A 15,255-nucleotide genomic window follows, 5' to 3' on the forward strand; every position below is an offset into this window, starting at 1 on the left:
ATGGGTTGATGAGCGCCGGTAACTCCGTCTCAAGACGGCATGGTCCATGATCCGGACCAATGACGAGCGGGGGGAACCGCAAGCGTGACCAGTCTGCTGGACGACGGGCTCGACGGGCTTGCGGCCGCCGTCCACCGGGGCGTCGCGCTGCGAATGGTCATCGCCGTCGCGGTGGGCGCGGTGGGCGCCATGAGCCTGCCGATCTGGTTCTGCTCTCTGTGGGGCGCGGGGATCATCGCCGGCGAGACCTGGTGCTATTTCGTCACCCGGCGGCAGTTCGCGGGCGAAGCGGCCGGAACGGGGCTGCGCCTCAACTACGTCGCCTGCCTGCTGATCGTGACCTGCTGGTGGATCGTGTTCGGCGCCGCCCTGTGGTCCTCAGGTCGCCCTGAGAACGCCGCGGCCGCCGTCGCCGTCTGGCTGGCGGTGATCTACCACGCCCAGACCCACGCCTTTCAGTCGCGCATGGGGCTGGTGGCCGGCGGGATGGCGCCCGGCGCCCTGATGCTGGCGATTCTCGCTTTCGCCCCCAATCCCCTGAATCTGGACCTCGCCCTCATCGTCCCCTTCCTGGTCCTTGGCCTGCTGTTCTCCGGCGACGGCGCCATGCAGATGCTGAAGGCGCGCAGCAACTTCAACGAGGCCCAGCGCAAGCTCGCCGAGAGCGACGGCCAGTACCGGATGTTGGCCGACAACCTCACCGACGTGATCGCCCTCTCGGGCCTGGACGGGCGGCGAATCTATCTGTCGCCCAGCATCGAGGCGGCCACCGGCTACACGGCCCAGGAGCTATTCGAAACCCCCACCTACACCTACCTGCACCCAGACGACGCCATCTGGCTGCCCAAGGCCATCGCCGACATGGCCGCCGGGCCGGGCAAGGTCACCCTGGAATACCGGATCGTCCGCAAGGACGGCGCGGTCATGTGGGTGGAGACCACCTTCTGCCTGGTGGCCACCGACGACCCCACCGCTCCGCCGCAGGTGGTTTCGGTCTCGCGCAACATCGACACCCGCAAGCAGATGGAGACCGAGCTCAAGGAGGCCCGCCGCCGCGCCGAGGAGGCCGCCGCGGCCAAGTCCGACTTCCTGGCCAACATGACCCACGAGTTGCGCACCCCGCTCAACGCCATCATCGGCTTCTCGGGCGTCCTGCGCGCCTCGCCGCGCCTGGCCGGTGACGATGTGCGCCACGTGAGCCTGATCCACGAGGCCAGCGGTTCGCTGCTGGAGCTGGTCAACAGTGTGCTCGACTTCTCCAAGCTGGAGGCGGGCGCCGTCGAGGTGGAGGCCCGGCCCTTCGATCCGGCCGCCCCGGCCCGCGCCATGGCCGCCCTGATGAGCGAGCAGGCCCAGGCCAAGGGCCTGACCCTCACCGTCAACACCGAGGGCCAGCTTCTGCCCCTGCTGGGCGACGCCGGCCGCATCCGCCAGGTGCTGCTGAACTTCGTTTCCAACGCCATCAAGTTCACCGCCCAGGGCGGCGTCGCCGTCACCGTGCGCCAGACCGCCGCGCCGGGCGATTGCGCCCGCCTGCGCATCGAGGTCGCCGACACCGGCATCGGCCTGCGCGACGACCAGATCGAGCACCTGTTCGAACGCTTCACCCAGGCCGACGCCTCGGTCTCGCGCCAGTACGGCGGCACGGGCCTGGGCCTGGCCATCTGCAAGCGCACCGTCGAGCTGATGGGCGGCGCGATCGGCGCCACCTCCACCCCGGGCGCGGGGTCGACCTTCTGGTTCGAGCTGGTCCTGCCGCGCACCGACGAGCCGGTGGCCGGAGAACCCCAGATCCAGGCCGCCGAGACTCTGGAGCGCCCGCTGCGCCTGCTGCTGGTGGAGGACGTGGCGGTGAACCGCGAACTGATTCAGGCCCTGCTGGGCCCGTTCGGCCTGGAGATCGAGACCGCCGAGAACGGACAGGAAGCCGTGGAGGCCATGCAAGGCCGCGCCTTCGACATCGTGCTGATGGATGTGCAGATGCCGGTGATGGACGGGCTGACCGCCACCCGGGCGATCCGCGCCCTGCCCCTCGAGCGCGCCCGCTCGATCCCGATCATCGCCATGACGGCCAATGTCCTGCCCGAGCAGATCGACCGCTGCCACGAGGCCGGCATGGACGACCATCTGGGCAAGCCCATCGAACCGGCCAAGCTGCTGGAGGCCCTCGCCATCTGGTCCTCGCCTCGCGAGGACGCCGATCCGGCGGCCGAGCGGGCGGGCTGACGGAACGCCGCCCTCGTCTCCGCCGTTGTTGCGCCCTATTGAGGCCCGCAGCGCCCTGTAGGCCTGCGAGCCGCGAACCTGGAGCGACCATGACCCAACTCTCCCGCCGCGCCCTGGCGATCGGCCTGGCGGCCCTGCCGCTGCCGGCCCTGGCCCAGCGGCCCGCCGCCACCCCACTGTCGGCCGCCGACAAGGCCCTGGTCGACCGCGCCACCGCCTATCTGCAAGGCCTGACCGAGGCCAAGGGCCGGTTCGTCCAGACCGATCCCCGCGGCTTGACCACCCGCGGCGCGCTCTATCTGAAGCGCCCAGGCAAGGCGCGGTTCGACTACGAGCCGCCCTCGGGCCTGCTGGTGGTGTCGGACGGGGGCAAGGTCTCCATCCACGACGCGCGCCTGAAGACCTTCGAGTCCTATCCGCTGATGGCCACGCCGCTGTCGCTGTTCCTCGCCCGCCAGGTCCGCCTGGACCAGGGGGTGGTGATCAGCCGGGTGGCCCGCTTCGCCGACGGCTTCTCCATCACCGCCCGCGACGGCAAGAAGCAGGCGGAGGGCCAGATCACGCTGACCTTCACCGACAAGCCCCTGCGGCTCGCCGGCTGGACGGTGACCGACGCCCAGGGCGCCTCAACCCGTATCCAGCTCGTGGACCTCGCGCCGGCCTCGGGCCTGGCCCCGTCGCTCTTCGTGCTCAACGATCCGCGGCCGAAGAACGTCGGCCGTGCCAAAATGTGACACAATCACAACAGGCAATATCTTACGTGTTTGGTCTTGATTTTTCCCAGACCAAGTGTCATTAATACAACTATGAGGTTCGCGCGATCGCGGACCTGATCCGTGCCGGAACCTATCCCCTCCCGGCGGCGGCATGAGAGACAACTAACGCCCGGGCTTCTCCAGTGCCCGGGCGTTTCTTTTGCGCCCGGCTCCCACTAGAGCGTGATAGCCGAAAGTGGACTCCGGTTTTCGGCGCCCATCACGCGACCAATCAAAAGATATTAGATCCATCCATGCGCCTCCGACTCTGCACCTGGAACGTCAACTCCGTCCGCCTGCGCGCCGAACAGGTCGCCCGCTTCGTCGATGAGCAGGCGCCCGATGTCCTCTGCCTGCAGGAGATCAAGTGCCAGGAGGCCGAGTTCCCCCGGGCCGTCTTCGAGGAAATGGGCCTGCCGCACATCAAGATCGCCGGCCAGAAGGGCTGGCACGGCGTGGCCATCGCCTCGCGCTTGCCCATCGAGGACGTGGCGCCGCTCGACGTCTGCCGCGAGGGCCACGCCCGCTGCGTCTCGGGCCGGGTGGCCGGCGTCGAGGTGCAGAACTTCTACATCCCGGCCGGCGGCGACATCCCCGACCGCGAGATCAACGCCAAGTTCGACCACAAGCTGGACTTCTATGAGAAGCTCAGCGCCGAGATGGCCCGCCGCGATCCCAAGGACCCCCTGGCCGTGGTCGGCGACCTGAACGTCGCCCCCGGCGAGTTCGACGTCTGGAGCCACAAGCAGATGTCGAAGATCGTCAGCCACACCCCCATCGAGCTGGAGGCCTTCGCCGTGCTCATGGCCAGCCTGGGCTTCACCGACCTGGTGCGCGAGGCGGTGCCCGACCCGCAGAAGCTGTTCTCCTGGTGGAGCTACCGCGCGGCCGACTTCCGCGCCTCCAACCGCGGCCTGCGGCTGGACCACATCCTGATCTCGCCCGGCCTGCGCGAGGCCGCCTTCCGCCTCGGCGCGGCGGCGGCCCGGGTCCACGACGACGTCCGCGAGTGGGAACGCCCAAGCGACCACGCCCCGGTCAGCGCCGACTTCGGGCTCTAGGGGCCCCGCACCCAACCTTCGTCATCCTCCGGTCGTCTGAAAGACGATCCGGAGGATGACGAGTCTTGGGGTCAGCCTACGATTTGCCCGCCACCACGCACTTCGGGATCCCGCCGGGCGTGCTCACCGTCACCGGCTTGCCGACCCCGGTCTTGAAATAGAACTCGCCCCGCTTGGTGGTCACCTTGAGTACGGCCGGAGAGGTGAACTGGCAGAGCGGCGCGAAGCCGGTTCCGCCACCGTCGCTGACGACATTGCACTCCACGTGGCCGAACCGGCGATCGAAGGTCACCTCGTTGAAGATGAAGGTCTTCTTGGGCTTCACCTCCAGGGCGTCGAACTCCGCCTTGGTCAGCACCGGGCATGGCGGCCCCACTGTGGCCGAAGGCGTGGTCGCCGCCTCGGACTCGGCGATCTTCTGGACCCGATTCTGGTAGGAGGTCACGGCCACCACCGTCATCCCGATCACCAGGGCCCCGAGCATCATCATGGGAAAGGTCTTGGCCAATCCCCACTTCGCCGCCGCCACGGCTAGGGCGCCAGCCGGTAGCCACCCGCCTCGGTCAGCAGCAGCCGCGCATTGCCCGGATCGGGCTCGATCTTCTGGCGCAGGCGATAGACGTGGGTTTCCAGGGTGTGGGTGGTGACCCCGGCGTTATAGCCCCAGACCTCTGCCAGCAGCTCCTCGCGGCTCACCGGCTTCTCGCCGGCCCGGTAGAGGTACTTCAGGATGTTGGTCTCTTTTTCCGTCAGCCGGATCTTCTTCTGGTTGGCGTCGACCAGCATCTTGGCCGAGGGCCGGAACTCGTAGGCCCCCAGGTGGAAGACCGCGCCTTCCGACTGTTCGTGGCTGCGCAGCTGGGCGCGGATGCGGGCCAACAGCACCTGGAACTTGAAGGGCTTGGTCACATAGTCGTTGGCGCCGGCCTCGAGCCCGGAAATCGTGTCGTCGTCCGTGTCGGCCGCCGTCAGCATGATGATCGGGGCGGTCACGCCCTGGGCGCGCATCTGCCGGCAGGCCTCGCGGCCGTTCATGTCCGGTAAGTCTACGTCCAGCAGGATGAGGTCGGGGCGATTCTCGACCGCCGACTTCACGCCGGCGCTGGCGGTGGCGGCCTCGATGGCCGAGAATTCCTCGGAAAGTTGAAGCTGCTCGGCGATCGCGCCGCGCAGGTCTTCGTTGTCGTCCACGACGAGTAAGGTCTTGCGTTGAGCCATGAGCCGGAACATGCACCGCATCGCCCCCGCGCGCCAACCTTTGGAAGCCCGGCAGACCATGATCTTCACGGCTATGTCAGACGGAACCTTCGATCTGGGCGGCCGGACAGCGCCCTGCGCGTTGGGTATGGGCGGGGTGATCGCGGCCAAGGACAAGCGTGAGGGCGACGGCGCCTCGCCGCTTGGAACCTGGGCCATCCGCCGCGTGCTCTATCGGCCCGACAAGGGCGACGCGCCGGAAACCGGCCTGCCGACCAAGGCCCTGGCCCGCGACGACGGCTGGTGCGACGCCCCGCTGGACCCGGCCTACAACCGCGCCGTCAAGCTGCCCCACCCGGCCAGCGCCGAGCAGATGTGGCGCGACGACGATATCTACGACCTTGTCTGCGTCCTGGCCCACAACGACGATCCGCCGGTCCCCATGCTGGGCTCGGCGATCTTCCTGCACCTGGCCAAGCCCGGCTATCCCCCCACCCAGGGCTGCGTCGCCCTGGCGCGGGAGGACCTGCTGGAACTGCTCGCCAAGGCCAAGCTAGGCGACGCCATCGCCATCGTGCGGGCCTAGCGCCCCCAAAGCTCGTCATCCTCCGGTCAGCGGAACGCTGATCCGGGGGACCCAAGCTGACTCTCAGAATTTAGCTGGCTCGGCTTGGGTCCCCCGGATCGCCCTTCGGACGACCGGAGGATGACAACGGTGAGGGTTGCGGCCCCCTACTTCGCCCGCGCCCCGAACAGGGCCGAGCCCACCCGCACGCTGGTGGCGCCGAAACGCACGGCGGTCTCGAAGTCGTCGCTCATGCCCATGGAGAGCTTGGCCAGGCCGTTGCGCGCGGCGATCCTGGCCAGCAGGGCGAAGTGCGGACCGGGCGGCTCGTCGGCGGGCGGGATGCACATCAGGCCTTCAACGCTCAGGCCATGGGTCTCGCGGACGGCGGCGATGAAGGCGTCGGCCTCGCCGGGGACCACGCCGGCCTTCTGCGGCTCCTCGCCGGTATTGACCTGGACATAGAACCGGGGCGAGCGCCCCTGCTTCTGGACCTCGGCGGCCAGGGCGGCGGCCAGTTTCTCCCGGTCCAGGCTCTCGATCACGTCGAAGAAGGCCACCGCCTCCTTGGCCTTGTTGCTCTGCAGGGGCCCGATCAGCCGCAGCTCGACCCCGTCGCGCCGCCCGCTCCAGCGCTCCATGGCCTCCTGCACGCGGTTCTCGCCGAACACGGTCTGGCCGGCCGCCAGGATGGGCGCGACCTTCTCCCAGGGTTGCTGCTTGGAGACCGCGACCAGGGTGACATCGGACGGCTCGCGGCCCGACGCCTTCGCCGCGCGGGCGATCCGGTCTAGGACGTCGGTCAGGCTAGCGGGAGAGACGGTCATTTCGGGCGGCTTCTGGACAGTGGCGCGGACGGCGGCAGCCTTAGGCGCGCGCGGCGCGTCGCGGAAGCCCTCCCTGCTGTTCTTCACCGACCCGGAGCGGACGCCCGAGATCGAAGCCGCGATGGCCCGCCTGCCCCGGGGCGCGGCCGTGGTCTATCGCGCGTTCGGCGCGGCCGACGCCGAACCCCGCGCCAGGCGCCTGCTGGCCGCTGCGCGCGCACTGGGGCTCAAGCTGCTGATCGGCGCGGACGCCGCCCTGGCGTTGAGGATCGGGGCGGACGGCGTCCACCTGCCCCAGCGTCTTGCGGCGCAGGCGCGGGGCCTGCGGCATAGGGGCCTGCTGGTGACCGCCGCCGCGCACGACCTGCCCGCCGCGCGGAGGGCCCTGGCCTGGGGGGCCGACGCCGTGGTGGTCTCGGCGATCTTCCCATCGGCCAGCCCCTCGGCCGGACCGCCCATGGGGCCGGTTCGGCTGGCGGCCCTGGTCCGCGTCGTCGGTGGGCCGGTCTACGCCCTGGGCGGCGTCAATGACAAAACAGCCCGCAGGCTGCTGCCTACGGGCGTGGTCGGGATCGCGGCCGTGGAGGCCCTTAGAACTTGAAAGCGGTCTCGAGCCGGACCCGTGGCGCGGCGTCGACCGGCTGGGTCTTCTTGTATTCCGGGGTTTCCTGCTCGCCGAACGCCACCGCGCCGCCGACCCGAAGGCTCGGCGTCACGCGGAAATAGGCCCCCGCCTGGATATCGTTCAGCTGCATGTCGCGCTCGGCCCGTTGATTCAGGTTGAGCGTGACCCCCCAGCGCCCCTTGCGCGAATCCCACAGCGACTTGGTCCCTTGCGGGGTCGCGGTGGTCTCACTGCGCACGGTGAAATCGGCGGTCTTGCCCTTCGCCGCCTGGGCATGCGCCGTCGAGGCCCCGCTCGCGAGGAGCGCCGCACCGACCAACGAAATGACCAACCGCTTGGACATGACCACCTATATAGCCCCTAAGCCCCGGCCCCGCCATTACACAGCGGAACCGTTGGATCGATTAAAGTCGCGCTGGACGCCAGGTCAACAGAATGCGACCCCGGCGCCCGGTCTGTGGACAGATCGCCCGGCGCCTGTGGCGGCAGGGCAACGCGATTCCTGTTTGGCGGTTCCACGGGCGTTGTTATAGAGGCTCCTCCGGCTCGGGGGGCGGCGCCGCGGCGCTGATCCGACGCGGACTAACGACTGGGAGCACTATATGCCGTTTGTGCGCGGTGAGTTTATGCGTGGCGTGACGACCGGAGTGCTGTTGCTCAGCCTCGTGGGCCTGACGGCCTGCTCGAGTCTGGGCGGCGGCGGCTCGCGCACCTTCCAGTCCCAGGAAGAGGGCGGCTTCAGCCTTTTCGGCGGCGGCAGGAAGGCCAAGGCCCCCGCCGGCGGCGCCCCGACCATCGGCGTCAACGGCTATCTGTGGCGCGCCACCCTGGACACGCTGTCCTTCATGCCGCTGGCCTCGGCCGACCCGTACGGCGGCGTGGTCATCACCGACTGGTACGTCAATCCGGAAAAGCCGGACGAGCGCTTCAAGTGCACCGTCTACATCCTGGATGCGCGGCTGCGCGCCGACGGCCTGAACGTGGCGGTCTTCAAGCAGAACAAGGACGCGAGCGGCAATTGGGTCGATGCGGCCTCGGCCGGCCAGACCGAGACGGACCTGGAAAACGCCATCCTTACCAAGGCCCGGCAGCTTCGGCTGTCGAACATCGGCTAAGCAGCCGCTAGGCGCATTCAGCAAGGGTGGAAACCGGTCGGATGCGCTCTCCCACCTAGGGCCAGCGCGACGTCCGCCGCTGGCCGGTTCCCCACCGAAGTCTGAAAGCCGTCCACATGGCCCGCTACAATCCGAAAGAGACCGAGCCGAAGTGGCGTAAGGCCTGGGCCGACGCCGACGTCTTCCGCGCCGGCCCGCCCACGCCGGGCGTCCCCAAATACTACGCGCTCGAGATGTTCCCCTATCCGTCGGGGAGCCTGCACATGGGCCATGTGCGCAACTACACGCTGGGCGACGCCAACGCCCGCTACAAGCGCGCCCGCGGCTTCAACGTCCTGCACCCCATGGGCTGGGACGGATTCGGCCTGCCCGCCGAGAACGCGGCCATGGAGCGCGGCGTCGATCCCCGCGCCTGGACCTACGAGAACATCGCCAAGATGCGGACCGAGCTGCAGCAGCTCGGCCTGTCCATTGACTGGAGCCGCGAGTTCGCCACCTGCGATGCGGCCTATTACGGCCAGCAGCAGGCCTGGTTCCTGGACCTGATGGCGCGCGGCCTGGTCTATCGCCGCGAGGGCGTCGTCAACTGGGATCCCGTCGACCAGACCGTGCTGGCCAACGAACAGGTGGTCGACGGCCGCGGCTGGCGCTCCGGCGCGGTGGTCGAGAAGCGCAAGCTGAACCAATGGTTCCTGCGCATCACCGACTATGCCGACCAGCTGCTGGAAGGCCTGAAGAGCCTGGACCGCTGGCCCGAGAAGGTCCGCCTGATGCAGGAGAACTGGATCGGCCGCTCCCAGGGCGCCCGGTTCGCCTTCCAGTTCGCCGGCGATCCGCCGACTGGCTTCGAGGCCGGGCTGGAGGTCTACACCACCCGTCCCGACACGCTCTATGGCGCGAGCTTCGTGGGGATCGCCCCCGATCATCCGTTGGCGGAGCAATTGGCCGCCGACCCCAAGGTCGCGGCCTTCCTGGCCGAGTGCCGCAAGGGCGGCGCCTCCGAGGCGGAGATCGAGACCGCCGAGAAGATCGGCTTCGACACCGGCCTCACCGTCGCCCACCCCTTCGATCCCGACTGGAAGCTGCCGGTCTGGATCGCCAACTTCATCCTAATGGACTACGGCACGGGCGCGATCTTCGGCTGTCCGGCCCATGACCAGCGAGACCTTGATTTCGCCCGTAAATACAAACTGTTGGTCAAGCCGGTCGTACTGCCGCCGGGCGAGGATCCCGCCAGCTTCGACGTGGCCGACGAGGCCTATGTCGGCCCCGGAACCATCTTCAATTCGGACTTCCTGGACCGGCTGGAGATCGAGCCGGCCAAGGCCGCCGCCGTGGCCCGGCTGGAGGCCCAGGGCCAGGGCCAGGGCGCGACGGTCTACCGGCTGCGCGACTGGGGGGTGGCCCGCCAGCGCGGCTGGGGCTGCCCGGTGCCGGTGGTCCACTGCGACACGTGCGGGGTCCTCCCTGTACCGAAGGATCAGCTGCCGGTCGCCCTGCCCGAGGACCTGGATTTCTCCAAGCCCGGCAACGCGCTCACCCGCCACCCCACCTGGAAGCACACCGTCTGCCCCGGCTGCGGCGGGCCGGCGACGCGCGAGACCGACACCCTGGACACCTTCGTGGACTCGTCCTGGTACTTTGCGCGGTTCACCGATCCGACTGCGTCGGAGCCGATCGACAAGGCGGCGGCCAACTACTGGATGCCGGTCGACCAGTATGTGGGCGGCATCGAGCACGCCGTCCTGCACCTGCTCTATGCCCGCTTCGTCAACCGCGCCCTGTCGGACGCCGGCATGCTGGAAGCCAAGGAACCGTTCGCCGGCCTGTTCACCCAGGGCATGGTGACGCACGAGACCTACCGCCTGCAGAACGGCGACTGGGTCGAACCCAAGGAGCTGGAGATCGTCGTCGAGGGCCAGACCCGCCGCGCCCGGCGGACCCTGGACGGCCAGCCGGTGATCATCGGCGACATCGAGAAGATGTCGAAGTCCAAGCGCAACACCGTGGCCCCCGGCGATATCTTCGAGGTCTACGGCGTCGACGCCGCGCGACTGTTCGTGCTGTCGGACTCGCCGCCCGAGCGGGACTCCATCTGGTCGGCGTCGGGCGTCGAAGGCGCCTGGCGGTTCGTCAACCGGGTCTGGAACGAGTTCGACAGCCAGCCCGCGGGCCCGCCGCCCGCGGCCTCCCCCGACCTCAGGGCCGATGAGCTGCGCGCCTTCACCCATCGCACCGTCAAGGCTGTGACCGAGGCCGTCGAGGGCTTCCGGTTCAATTCCGGCATCGCGCGGATGTACGAGTTCCTCAACAAGATCAAGGAGTTCCCGGCCGAGGGCGCGACCGCCCCGGTGCTGGCGGCGCGCCATGAGGCCCTGTCGGCCTTCGCCCGGCTGATCTCGCCCTTCACCCCGCACCTGGCCGAGGAGGCCTGGGCGCGGATCGGCGGGACCGGCATGGTGGTCGCCGCCCCCTGGCCCGATTTCGACCCGGCCCTGACGCAGGACGCCGTCCGCATCCTGCCGGTCCAGGTGAACGGCAAGCGTCGCGGTGAGATTTCCGTGGCCGCGGGGGCCGAACCGGCCGATGTGGAGAAGATCGTGCTTGACGATCCGGAGATCGCGCGGCGCCTTGAGGGTCTCACGATCCGCAAGGTCATCGTGGTCAAGGATCGCATCGTCAACATCGTGGCCGGGTGAGCCAGACATGAACCGCGTCGTCTTCGCTGCCGCCCTCATGACCGCCGGCCTCGGCCTGGCCGGGTGCGGGTTCACGCCGCTCTACGGCGCGCCAGGGGTCACCGCCCAGCTCACCGCCATCCAGGTGACCACCCCGCCGGGCCGCACGGGCCAGCTGATCCGCGAGCACCTGGACGACGCGCTCGCCCGCGACAAGGGCGCCGCGCCCCGCTACCGCATGGACCTGCAGCTCTCCGAGACCCGCTATCCGCGCGGGGTCCGGGTCGACAACGTGGCCACCCGCTACGAATACGTGCTGACCGCGGCCTACACCCTCTCGGCCCTGCCCTCAGGCTCGCCCGTGAAGAACGGCGTGGCGCGGGTCGAGGTCACCTATGACAGCGCCGACCAGCCCTATGCCTCGGTCTCGGCCCAGCAGGACGCCCAGGACCGCGCCGCGGCCGAGGCCGCCCGCAAGATCGAGCTCGAACTCGCCGCCTGGCTGGCCACCCAGGCCGGCAAGTCCTAGGCGGCCCAGGCCGTGATCCTCGCCAAGCGGCCGGATATCGAACGCTTCCTGGCCAAGCCGGACCCGCAGATCCGCGCCGTTCTGATCTACGGCCGCGACATCGGGGTGGTCCGCGACCGGGCCAAGGAGCTGGCCGGCAAGGTGGCCGCCGATCCGGACGACCCCTTCAACGTCGCCCTGCTCACCGACGGCGATCTGGACGGCGACGGGGCGCGGCTGGAGAACGAGCTCGCCTCCCAGTCGTTGATGGGCGGCCGCCGCCTGGTGCGGCTGAAGTTCGCCACCGAGAAGGCCAGCCTCGACAAGCAGGTGGCCGAGGCGCTCACGGCCCACGCCGAGGGAAAGCTCAATCCGGACGCCTTCTTCCTGATCGAGGCCGGGGCGCTGGGCCGGGACTCGGCCCTGCGCAAGGCCGCCGAGAAGGCCCCCGGCGCCGCGGTCATCCCCTGCTACGAGGACGAGCCCGGCGACGTGGCCCGCCTGGTCCGCGAAACCCTCTCCAAGGACGGCGTCGGCCTCGACGCCCAGGCCCTGCAGCTGTTCGTCAGCCGCATGCCCAAGGAGCGCGGCGTCGCCCGCCAGGAGATCGAGCGCCTGGCCCTCTATCTCGAGCCCGGCAGCGGCCGCACCGCCTCGCCGAAAGACCTCGAGGACTTCCTGGGCGTCGAGCCGGAGGCCTCGCTATCCGACGCCGCCGCCGACGCCTTCGGGGGGCGCCTGGCCGAGGCTCAGGCCGGCCTGCGCCGCGCCGCCGCCGAGGGCGAGGCCGGTCCCGCCGCCGTCCGCGCCATCGGTATGTATCTCGGGCGCATGCGCCGCACCCTGACCCTGGCCAAGAACGGCGCCGGCCTGCAGGAGGCCGCCAAGGCCAGCGGCGTGTTCTGGAAGCAGGAGCGCGAGTTCCTCCGCCAGGCGCGGTCCTGGACCCTGGACGACCTCGACCGCCTGCAACCCGAGGTGCTCGCCGCCGACAAGGCCTGCAAGACCGCCGGCTCGCCTGACGGCCTCATCGCCGAACGCCTGGCCCTGACGGTGGCGGGCCGCGCGCGGCGGCTGGGACTGTAGCCCACACGCGCGCACAGCGGCTCTGCCGCCCTCGCTTCGCTCGCCCTCACCCTCTCCCGCAAGCGGGAGAGGAAGAACACCAAGCGCGGGAATCACCTCCCTCTCCCACCTGTGGGAGAGGTGGCCCGAAGGGTCGGTGAGGGCGAGCGCAGCGAGGACGGCGAAGCCGTTTCGTAGGCCCAAAAACCGCCCCCGCAAAACTGCCTCTCACGCGCACAGAAGACCGACCGTCCGTACTCGTACACGGCCCAATCGCCACAGCTCGAATTCCGAAAACGCAACCTTATAAATCAAGGACTTAGCGGAGGTCGAAAATCAGCCCCGCGTGGTCAGCCGGCGGCAGAGCTCGTCGAGCTGTTCCAGGGTCGCATACTTGATCCGCAGCTCGCCCACGCCGCCTCGATCGACCACCTCGACGTCGAGACCGAGCACGTCGGACAGGTCGCTCTCCAGGGCCAGGGTGTCAGTGTCCTTGGTCGGCTTCGACTTCGCCTTGCCGCCGGGCGCGGGCTTGCGGACCAGAGCCTCGGCGTCGCGCACGGACAGGCCGCGGGCGACGATCTCCTGGGCCAGCCGCGCCGGGTCGTCGGCGGAGAGGATGGCCCGGGCATGGCCGGCCGTCAGCTTGCCCTCCAGCACCAGCTCGCGCACCGAGGCCGGCAGGTTCATCAGCCGCAGGGTGTTGGCCACATGGCTGCGGCTCTTGCCGACGCTTTGGGCCACCTCGTCCTGGGTGTGGCCGAACCGGTCGACCAGCTGCTGGTAGGCCGCGGCCTCTTCCATGGGGTTGAGGTTGGCCCGCTGGACATTCTCGATGACCGCGATCTCGAGCACCTGCCGGTCGTCCAGTTCGCGGATCAGGGCCGGCATGACCCGCAGCCCGGCCTTCTGGCTGGCCCGCCAGCGCCGCTCGCCGGCGACGATCTGGAAGCCGCCGGCCGCGCCGGGATCGGGCCGCACCAGGATCGGCTGCAACACGCCCTTGCCACGGATGGACTCGGCCAGTTCGTCGATCTCGGCGGGCGCGAACTGGGTGCGCGGCTGGTCGGGATTGGCGTGGATCAGCTCGATCGGGATCTCGCGCACGCTGGCAGCCTCGCCGGTCCCCGTGGCGAGGTTGGTCTCCTCGACGTCGCCCAGCAGGGCCGATAGGCCCCGGCCCAGTCCGCGTTTCTCGGCCATCATCATTCCTTACGCGGCTTCCTTGGCGCGGCGGTCGCGCTCGCGCACCACCACCTCGCGGGCGAGTTTCAGATAGGCCTGCGAGCCTCGGCACTTCAGGTCATAGACCAGCACCGGCTTGCCGAAGGACGGCGCCTCGGAGACCCGCACGTTCCGCGGGATGACGGTCTGGTAGACGGTGTCGCCGAAATGGCCGCGCACGTCGCGCGCCACCTGTTCCGACAGGCTGTTGCGGCGATCGTACATGGTCAACACCACCCCCTGGATATCCAGGGCGGGGTTCAGGCTGCCCTTGACCAGCTCCACCGTGCGCATGAGCTGGGTCAGGCCTTCCAGGGCGAAGAACTCGCACTGCAGGGGCACCAGGACCGCATCGGCGGCGGCCATGGCGTTGACCGTCAGCAGGTTCAGCGACGGCGGGCAGTCGATCAGCACATAGGTGTAGGCCTTCGACGCCCGCACGGATTCCAGGGCGTCGCGCAGCTTGAACGAACGCCGCGGCATCTGGCCCAGCTCCAGCTCGACGCCAGAGAGGTCGGGGTCGGAGGGCGACAGGTCGAGGCCGGGGATGGCGGTCTTGACGACCGACTCCTCAAGGCTGTGTTCCCCCATCAGCACGTCATAGAGGGTGACCTTGCGCAGGGCCCGGCCGATGCCCAGCCCCGTGGAAGCGTTGCCCTGCGGGTCGGAGTCGATCAACAGCACCCGCTCGCCGACGGCGGCGAGCGCCGTGCCCAGGTTGATGGCCGTGGTGGTCTTGCCAACCCCGCCCTTCTGGTTGGCGATCACCAGCACGCGCAGTTTTCGTTCAGCGGCCACGGCCGAGCCTCCTGACGCGCACAATCCGGCCTCTGGCATCGCTTAAGCTGGGCAAAACGTCCGCCTCGAAATCCCAATATCTCGTAGCGTCTTCGAGTTCGGACGCAACATCTTGGCCTTTGAGGAACAGCGCCACGGCGCCGCGCTTCAGGTAAGGCTGGCCATACCCCAACAGCCGGTGCAAGGGCGCGCAAGCCCGAGCGGTGACGATATCCACAGTCAGGGACAAGTCCTCCGCACGAGAATTGTGAACGGTGGCCGGAAGCTTCAGCCCGTCGACCACCTCGGTCAGGAATCGACAGCGCTTGGCCAGGCTATCGACCAGATGGACGTGGAAGCCGGGGCGGTCTTTCTGCAGGATCGCCAGCACGATACCGGGCAATCCTGCGCCCGTGCCGAGGTCGGCCCAGGTCAGCGCCTCCGGCGCCAGGGGCAGGATCTGGGCGGAGTCCCAGGCGTGCCGCGACCAGAAAACGTCGAGGGTCGCAGGGCCCACCAGGTTCATCCGCTGGTTCCAGTCGACCAGGTATGACCGGTATTGCTCGAGATCGGCCAGGACCGCAGGGCCGGCGCCACTGGCGGCCGCGAAGTCGGCGGCGTCGGCCACCTCG

The 15,255-nt window shown here is 69.2% G+C and carries 16 protein-coding genes; 9 read left to right on the plus strand and 7 right to left on the minus strand.

Annotated elements, in window-relative coordinates:
• Positions 1–84: 84 nt before the first annotated feature.
• The 3 genes from V6M51_RS19630 to xth all read left to right on the plus strand — a co-directional run bounded on the left by V6M51_RS19630 (position 85) and on the right by xth (position 4,042).
• Positions 85–2,226: a hybrid sensor histidine kinase/response regulator gene (locus V6M51_RS19630; protein WP_332769898.1), complete on the plus strand. Its 2,142-nt coding sequence runs from the start codon at positions 85–87 to the stop codon at positions 2,224–2,226.
• 89 nt (positions 2,227–2,315) lie between these two features.
• Positions 2,316–2,960: a LolA family protein gene (locus tag V6M51_RS19635; protein ID WP_332769899.1), complete on the plus strand. Its 645-nt coding sequence runs from the start codon at positions 2,316–2,318 to the stop codon at positions 2,958–2,960.
• Between the two features lie 275 nt (positions 2,961–3,235).
• The gene (xth, locus tag V6M51_RS19640; protein ID WP_332769901.1) at positions 3,236–4,042 is read left to right on the plus strand and encodes an exodeoxyribonuclease III; all 807 of its coding nucleotides are present in this window, start codon (positions 3,236–3,238) and stop codon (positions 4,040–4,042) included.
• Positions 4,043–4,118: 76 nt separating this feature from the next.
• Here the strand turns inward: xth and V6M51_RS19645 are convergent, their stop codons facing one another.
• Positions 4,119–4,550, minus strand: coding sequence for a hypothetical protein (locus V6M51_RS19645; protein WP_332769903.1), 432 nt, complete (start codon positions 4,548–4,550; stop codon positions 4,119–4,121).
• A 23-nt stretch (positions 4,551–4,573) separates the two neighbouring features.
• Entirely contained in the window at positions 4,574–5,260 is a 687-nt protein-coding gene (locus tag V6M51_RS19650; protein ID WP_332770028.1) for a response regulator transcription factor, read from the minus strand.
• Positions 5,261–5,270: 10 nt separating this feature from the next.
• Between V6M51_RS19650 and V6M51_RS19655 the strand changes: the two genes are divergently transcribed.
• Complete coding sequence (locus V6M51_RS19655) at positions 5,271–5,825, plus strand: L,D-transpeptidase family protein (protein WP_442957691.1); 555 nt, start codon at positions 5,271–5,273, stop codon at positions 5,823–5,825.
• 146 nt (positions 5,826–5,971) lie between these two features.
• Here the strand turns inward: V6M51_RS19655 and V6M51_RS19660 are convergent, their stop codons facing one another.
• Positions 5,972–6,631 carry a YggS family pyridoxal phosphate-dependent enzyme gene (locus tag V6M51_RS19660; RefSeq protein ID WP_332769905.1) on the minus strand — a complete coding sequence of 220 codons (660 nt, stop codon included), beginning with the start codon at positions 6,629–6,631 and terminating at the stop codon, positions 5,972–5,974.
• A 19-nt stretch (positions 6,632–6,650) separates the two neighbouring features.
• Between V6M51_RS19660 and V6M51_RS19665 the strand changes: the two genes are divergently transcribed.
• Positions 6,651–7,232 carry a thiamine phosphate synthase gene (locus V6M51_RS19665; protein ID WP_332769906.1) on the plus strand — a complete coding sequence of 194 codons (582 nt, stop codon included), beginning with the start codon at positions 6,651–6,653 and terminating at the stop codon, positions 7,230–7,232.
• Here the strand turns inward: V6M51_RS19665 and V6M51_RS19670 are convergent.
• Positions 7,222–7,599, minus strand: a complete 378-nt coding sequence (locus V6M51_RS19670) for an NtrZ family periplasmic regulatory protein (RefSeq protein WP_332769908.1) — start codon at positions 7,597–7,599, stop codon at positions 7,222–7,224. The genes V6M51_RS19665 and V6M51_RS19670 overlap by 11 nt on opposite strands.
• Positions 7,600–7,858: 259 nt before the next feature.
• Here V6M51_RS19670 and V6M51_RS19675 point away from each other — a divergent pair, with 259 nt between their 5' ends.
• From V6M51_RS19675 to holA, 4 genes are all read left to right on the plus strand, one after another.
• Positions 7,859–8,371: a DUF3576 domain-containing protein gene (locus V6M51_RS19675; protein ID WP_332769910.1), complete on the plus strand. Its 513-nt coding sequence runs from the start codon at positions 7,859–7,861 to the stop codon at positions 8,369–8,371.
• A gap of 116 nt (positions 8,372–8,487) precedes the next feature.
• A complete protein-coding gene (leuS, locus tag V6M51_RS19680) occupies positions 8,488–11,070 on the plus strand; it encodes a leucine--tRNA ligase (RefSeq protein ID WP_332769912.1) in 2,583 nt (860 codons plus the stop codon).
• A gap of 7 nt (positions 11,071–11,077) precedes the next feature.
• Positions 11,078–11,578, plus strand: a complete 501-nt coding sequence (gene lptE / locus V6M51_RS19685) for an LPS assembly lipoprotein LptE (RefSeq protein ID WP_332769914.1) — start codon at positions 11,078–11,080, stop codon at positions 11,576–11,578.
• A gap of 12 nt (positions 11,579–11,590) precedes the next feature.
• Positions 11,591–12,643, plus strand: coding sequence for a DNA polymerase III subunit delta (gene holA, locus V6M51_RS19690; RefSeq protein WP_332769917.1), 1,053 nt, complete (start codon positions 11,591–11,593; stop codon positions 12,641–12,643).
• Positions 12,644–12,958: 315 nt separating this feature from the next.
• Here holA and V6M51_RS19695 read toward each other — a convergent pair whose 3' ends face one another.
• The 3 genes from V6M51_RS19695 to rsmG are packed head-to-tail and all read right to left on the minus strand — an operon-like array spanning position 12,959 to position 15,251.
• Positions 12,959–13,828, minus strand: coding sequence for a ParB/RepB/Spo0J family partition protein (locus tag V6M51_RS19695; protein ID WP_332769919.1), 870 nt, complete (start codon positions 13,826–13,828; stop codon positions 12,959–12,961).
• A 6-nt stretch (positions 13,829–13,834) separates the two neighbouring features.
• On the minus strand, positions 13,835–14,683 hold the full coding sequence (locus V6M51_RS19700; RefSeq protein WP_332769921.1) for a ParA family protein: 849 nt from the start codon (positions 14,681–14,683) through the stop codon (positions 13,835–13,837).
• Positions 14,634–15,251 carry a 16S rRNA (guanine(527)-N(7))-methyltransferase RsmG gene (gene rsmG / locus V6M51_RS19705; RefSeq protein ID WP_332769923.1) on the minus strand — a complete coding sequence of 206 codons (618 nt, stop codon included), beginning with the start codon at positions 15,249–15,251 and terminating at the stop codon, positions 14,634–14,636. The genes V6M51_RS19700 and rsmG overlap by 50 nt, the downstream gene beginning before the upstream one ends.
• Positions 15,252–15,255: the final 4 nt, after the last annotated feature.

The organism is Phenylobacterium sp. (assembly GCF_036677185.1).
Classification (GTDB): domain Bacteria; phylum Pseudomonadota; class Alphaproteobacteria; order Caulobacterales; family Caulobacteraceae; genus Phenylobacterium.

What these genes read in the sequence shown, in the direction of transcription:
- V6M51_RS19700 (WP_332769921.1), bottom strand. Translation starts at nt 14,683, where the DNA reads ATGCCAGAGGCCGGATTGTGCGCGTCAGGAGGCTCGGCCGTGGCCGCT.
- V6M51_RS19650 (WP_332770028.1), bottom strand. Translation starts at nt 5,260, where the DNA reads ATGGCTCAACGCAAGACCTTACTCGTCGTGGACGACAACGAAGACCTG.
- V6M51_RS19660 (WP_332769905.1), bottom strand. Translation starts at nt 6,631, where the DNA reads ATGACCGTCTCTCCCGCTAGCCTGACCGACGTCCTAGACCGGATCGCC.
- V6M51_RS19695 (WP_332769919.1), bottom strand. Translation starts at nt 13,828, where the DNA reads ATGATGGCCGAGAAACGCGGACTGGGCCGGGGCCTATCGGCCCTGCTG.
- xth (WP_332769901.1), top strand. Translation starts at nt 3,236, where the DNA reads ATGCGCCTCCGACTCTGCACCTGGAACGTCAACTCCGTCCGCCTGCGC.
- leuS (WP_332769912.1), top strand. Translation starts at nt 8,488, where the DNA reads ATGGCCCGCTACAATCCGAAAGAGACCGAGCCGAAGTGGCGTAAGGCC.
- lptE (WP_332769914.1), top strand. Translation starts at nt 11,078, where the DNA reads ATGAACCGCGTCGTCTTCGCTGCCGCCCTCATGACCGCCGGCCTCGGC.
- V6M51_RS19635 (WP_332769899.1), top strand. Translation starts at nt 2,316, where the DNA reads ATGACCCAACTCTCCCGCCGCGCCCTGGCGATCGGCCTGGCGGCCCTG.
- V6M51_RS19670 (WP_332769908.1), bottom strand. Translation starts at nt 7,599, where the DNA reads ATGTCCAAGCGGTTGGTCATTTCGTTGGTCGGTGCGGCGCTCCTCGCG.
- V6M51_RS19655 (WP_442957691.1), top strand. Translation starts at nt 5,271, where the DNA reads ATGCACCGCATCGCCCCCGCGCGCCAACCTTTGGAAGCCCGGCAGACC.
- V6M51_RS19675 (WP_332769910.1), top strand. Translation starts at nt 7,859, where the DNA reads ATGCCGTTTGTGCGCGGTGAGTTTATGCGTGGCGTGACGACCGGAGTG.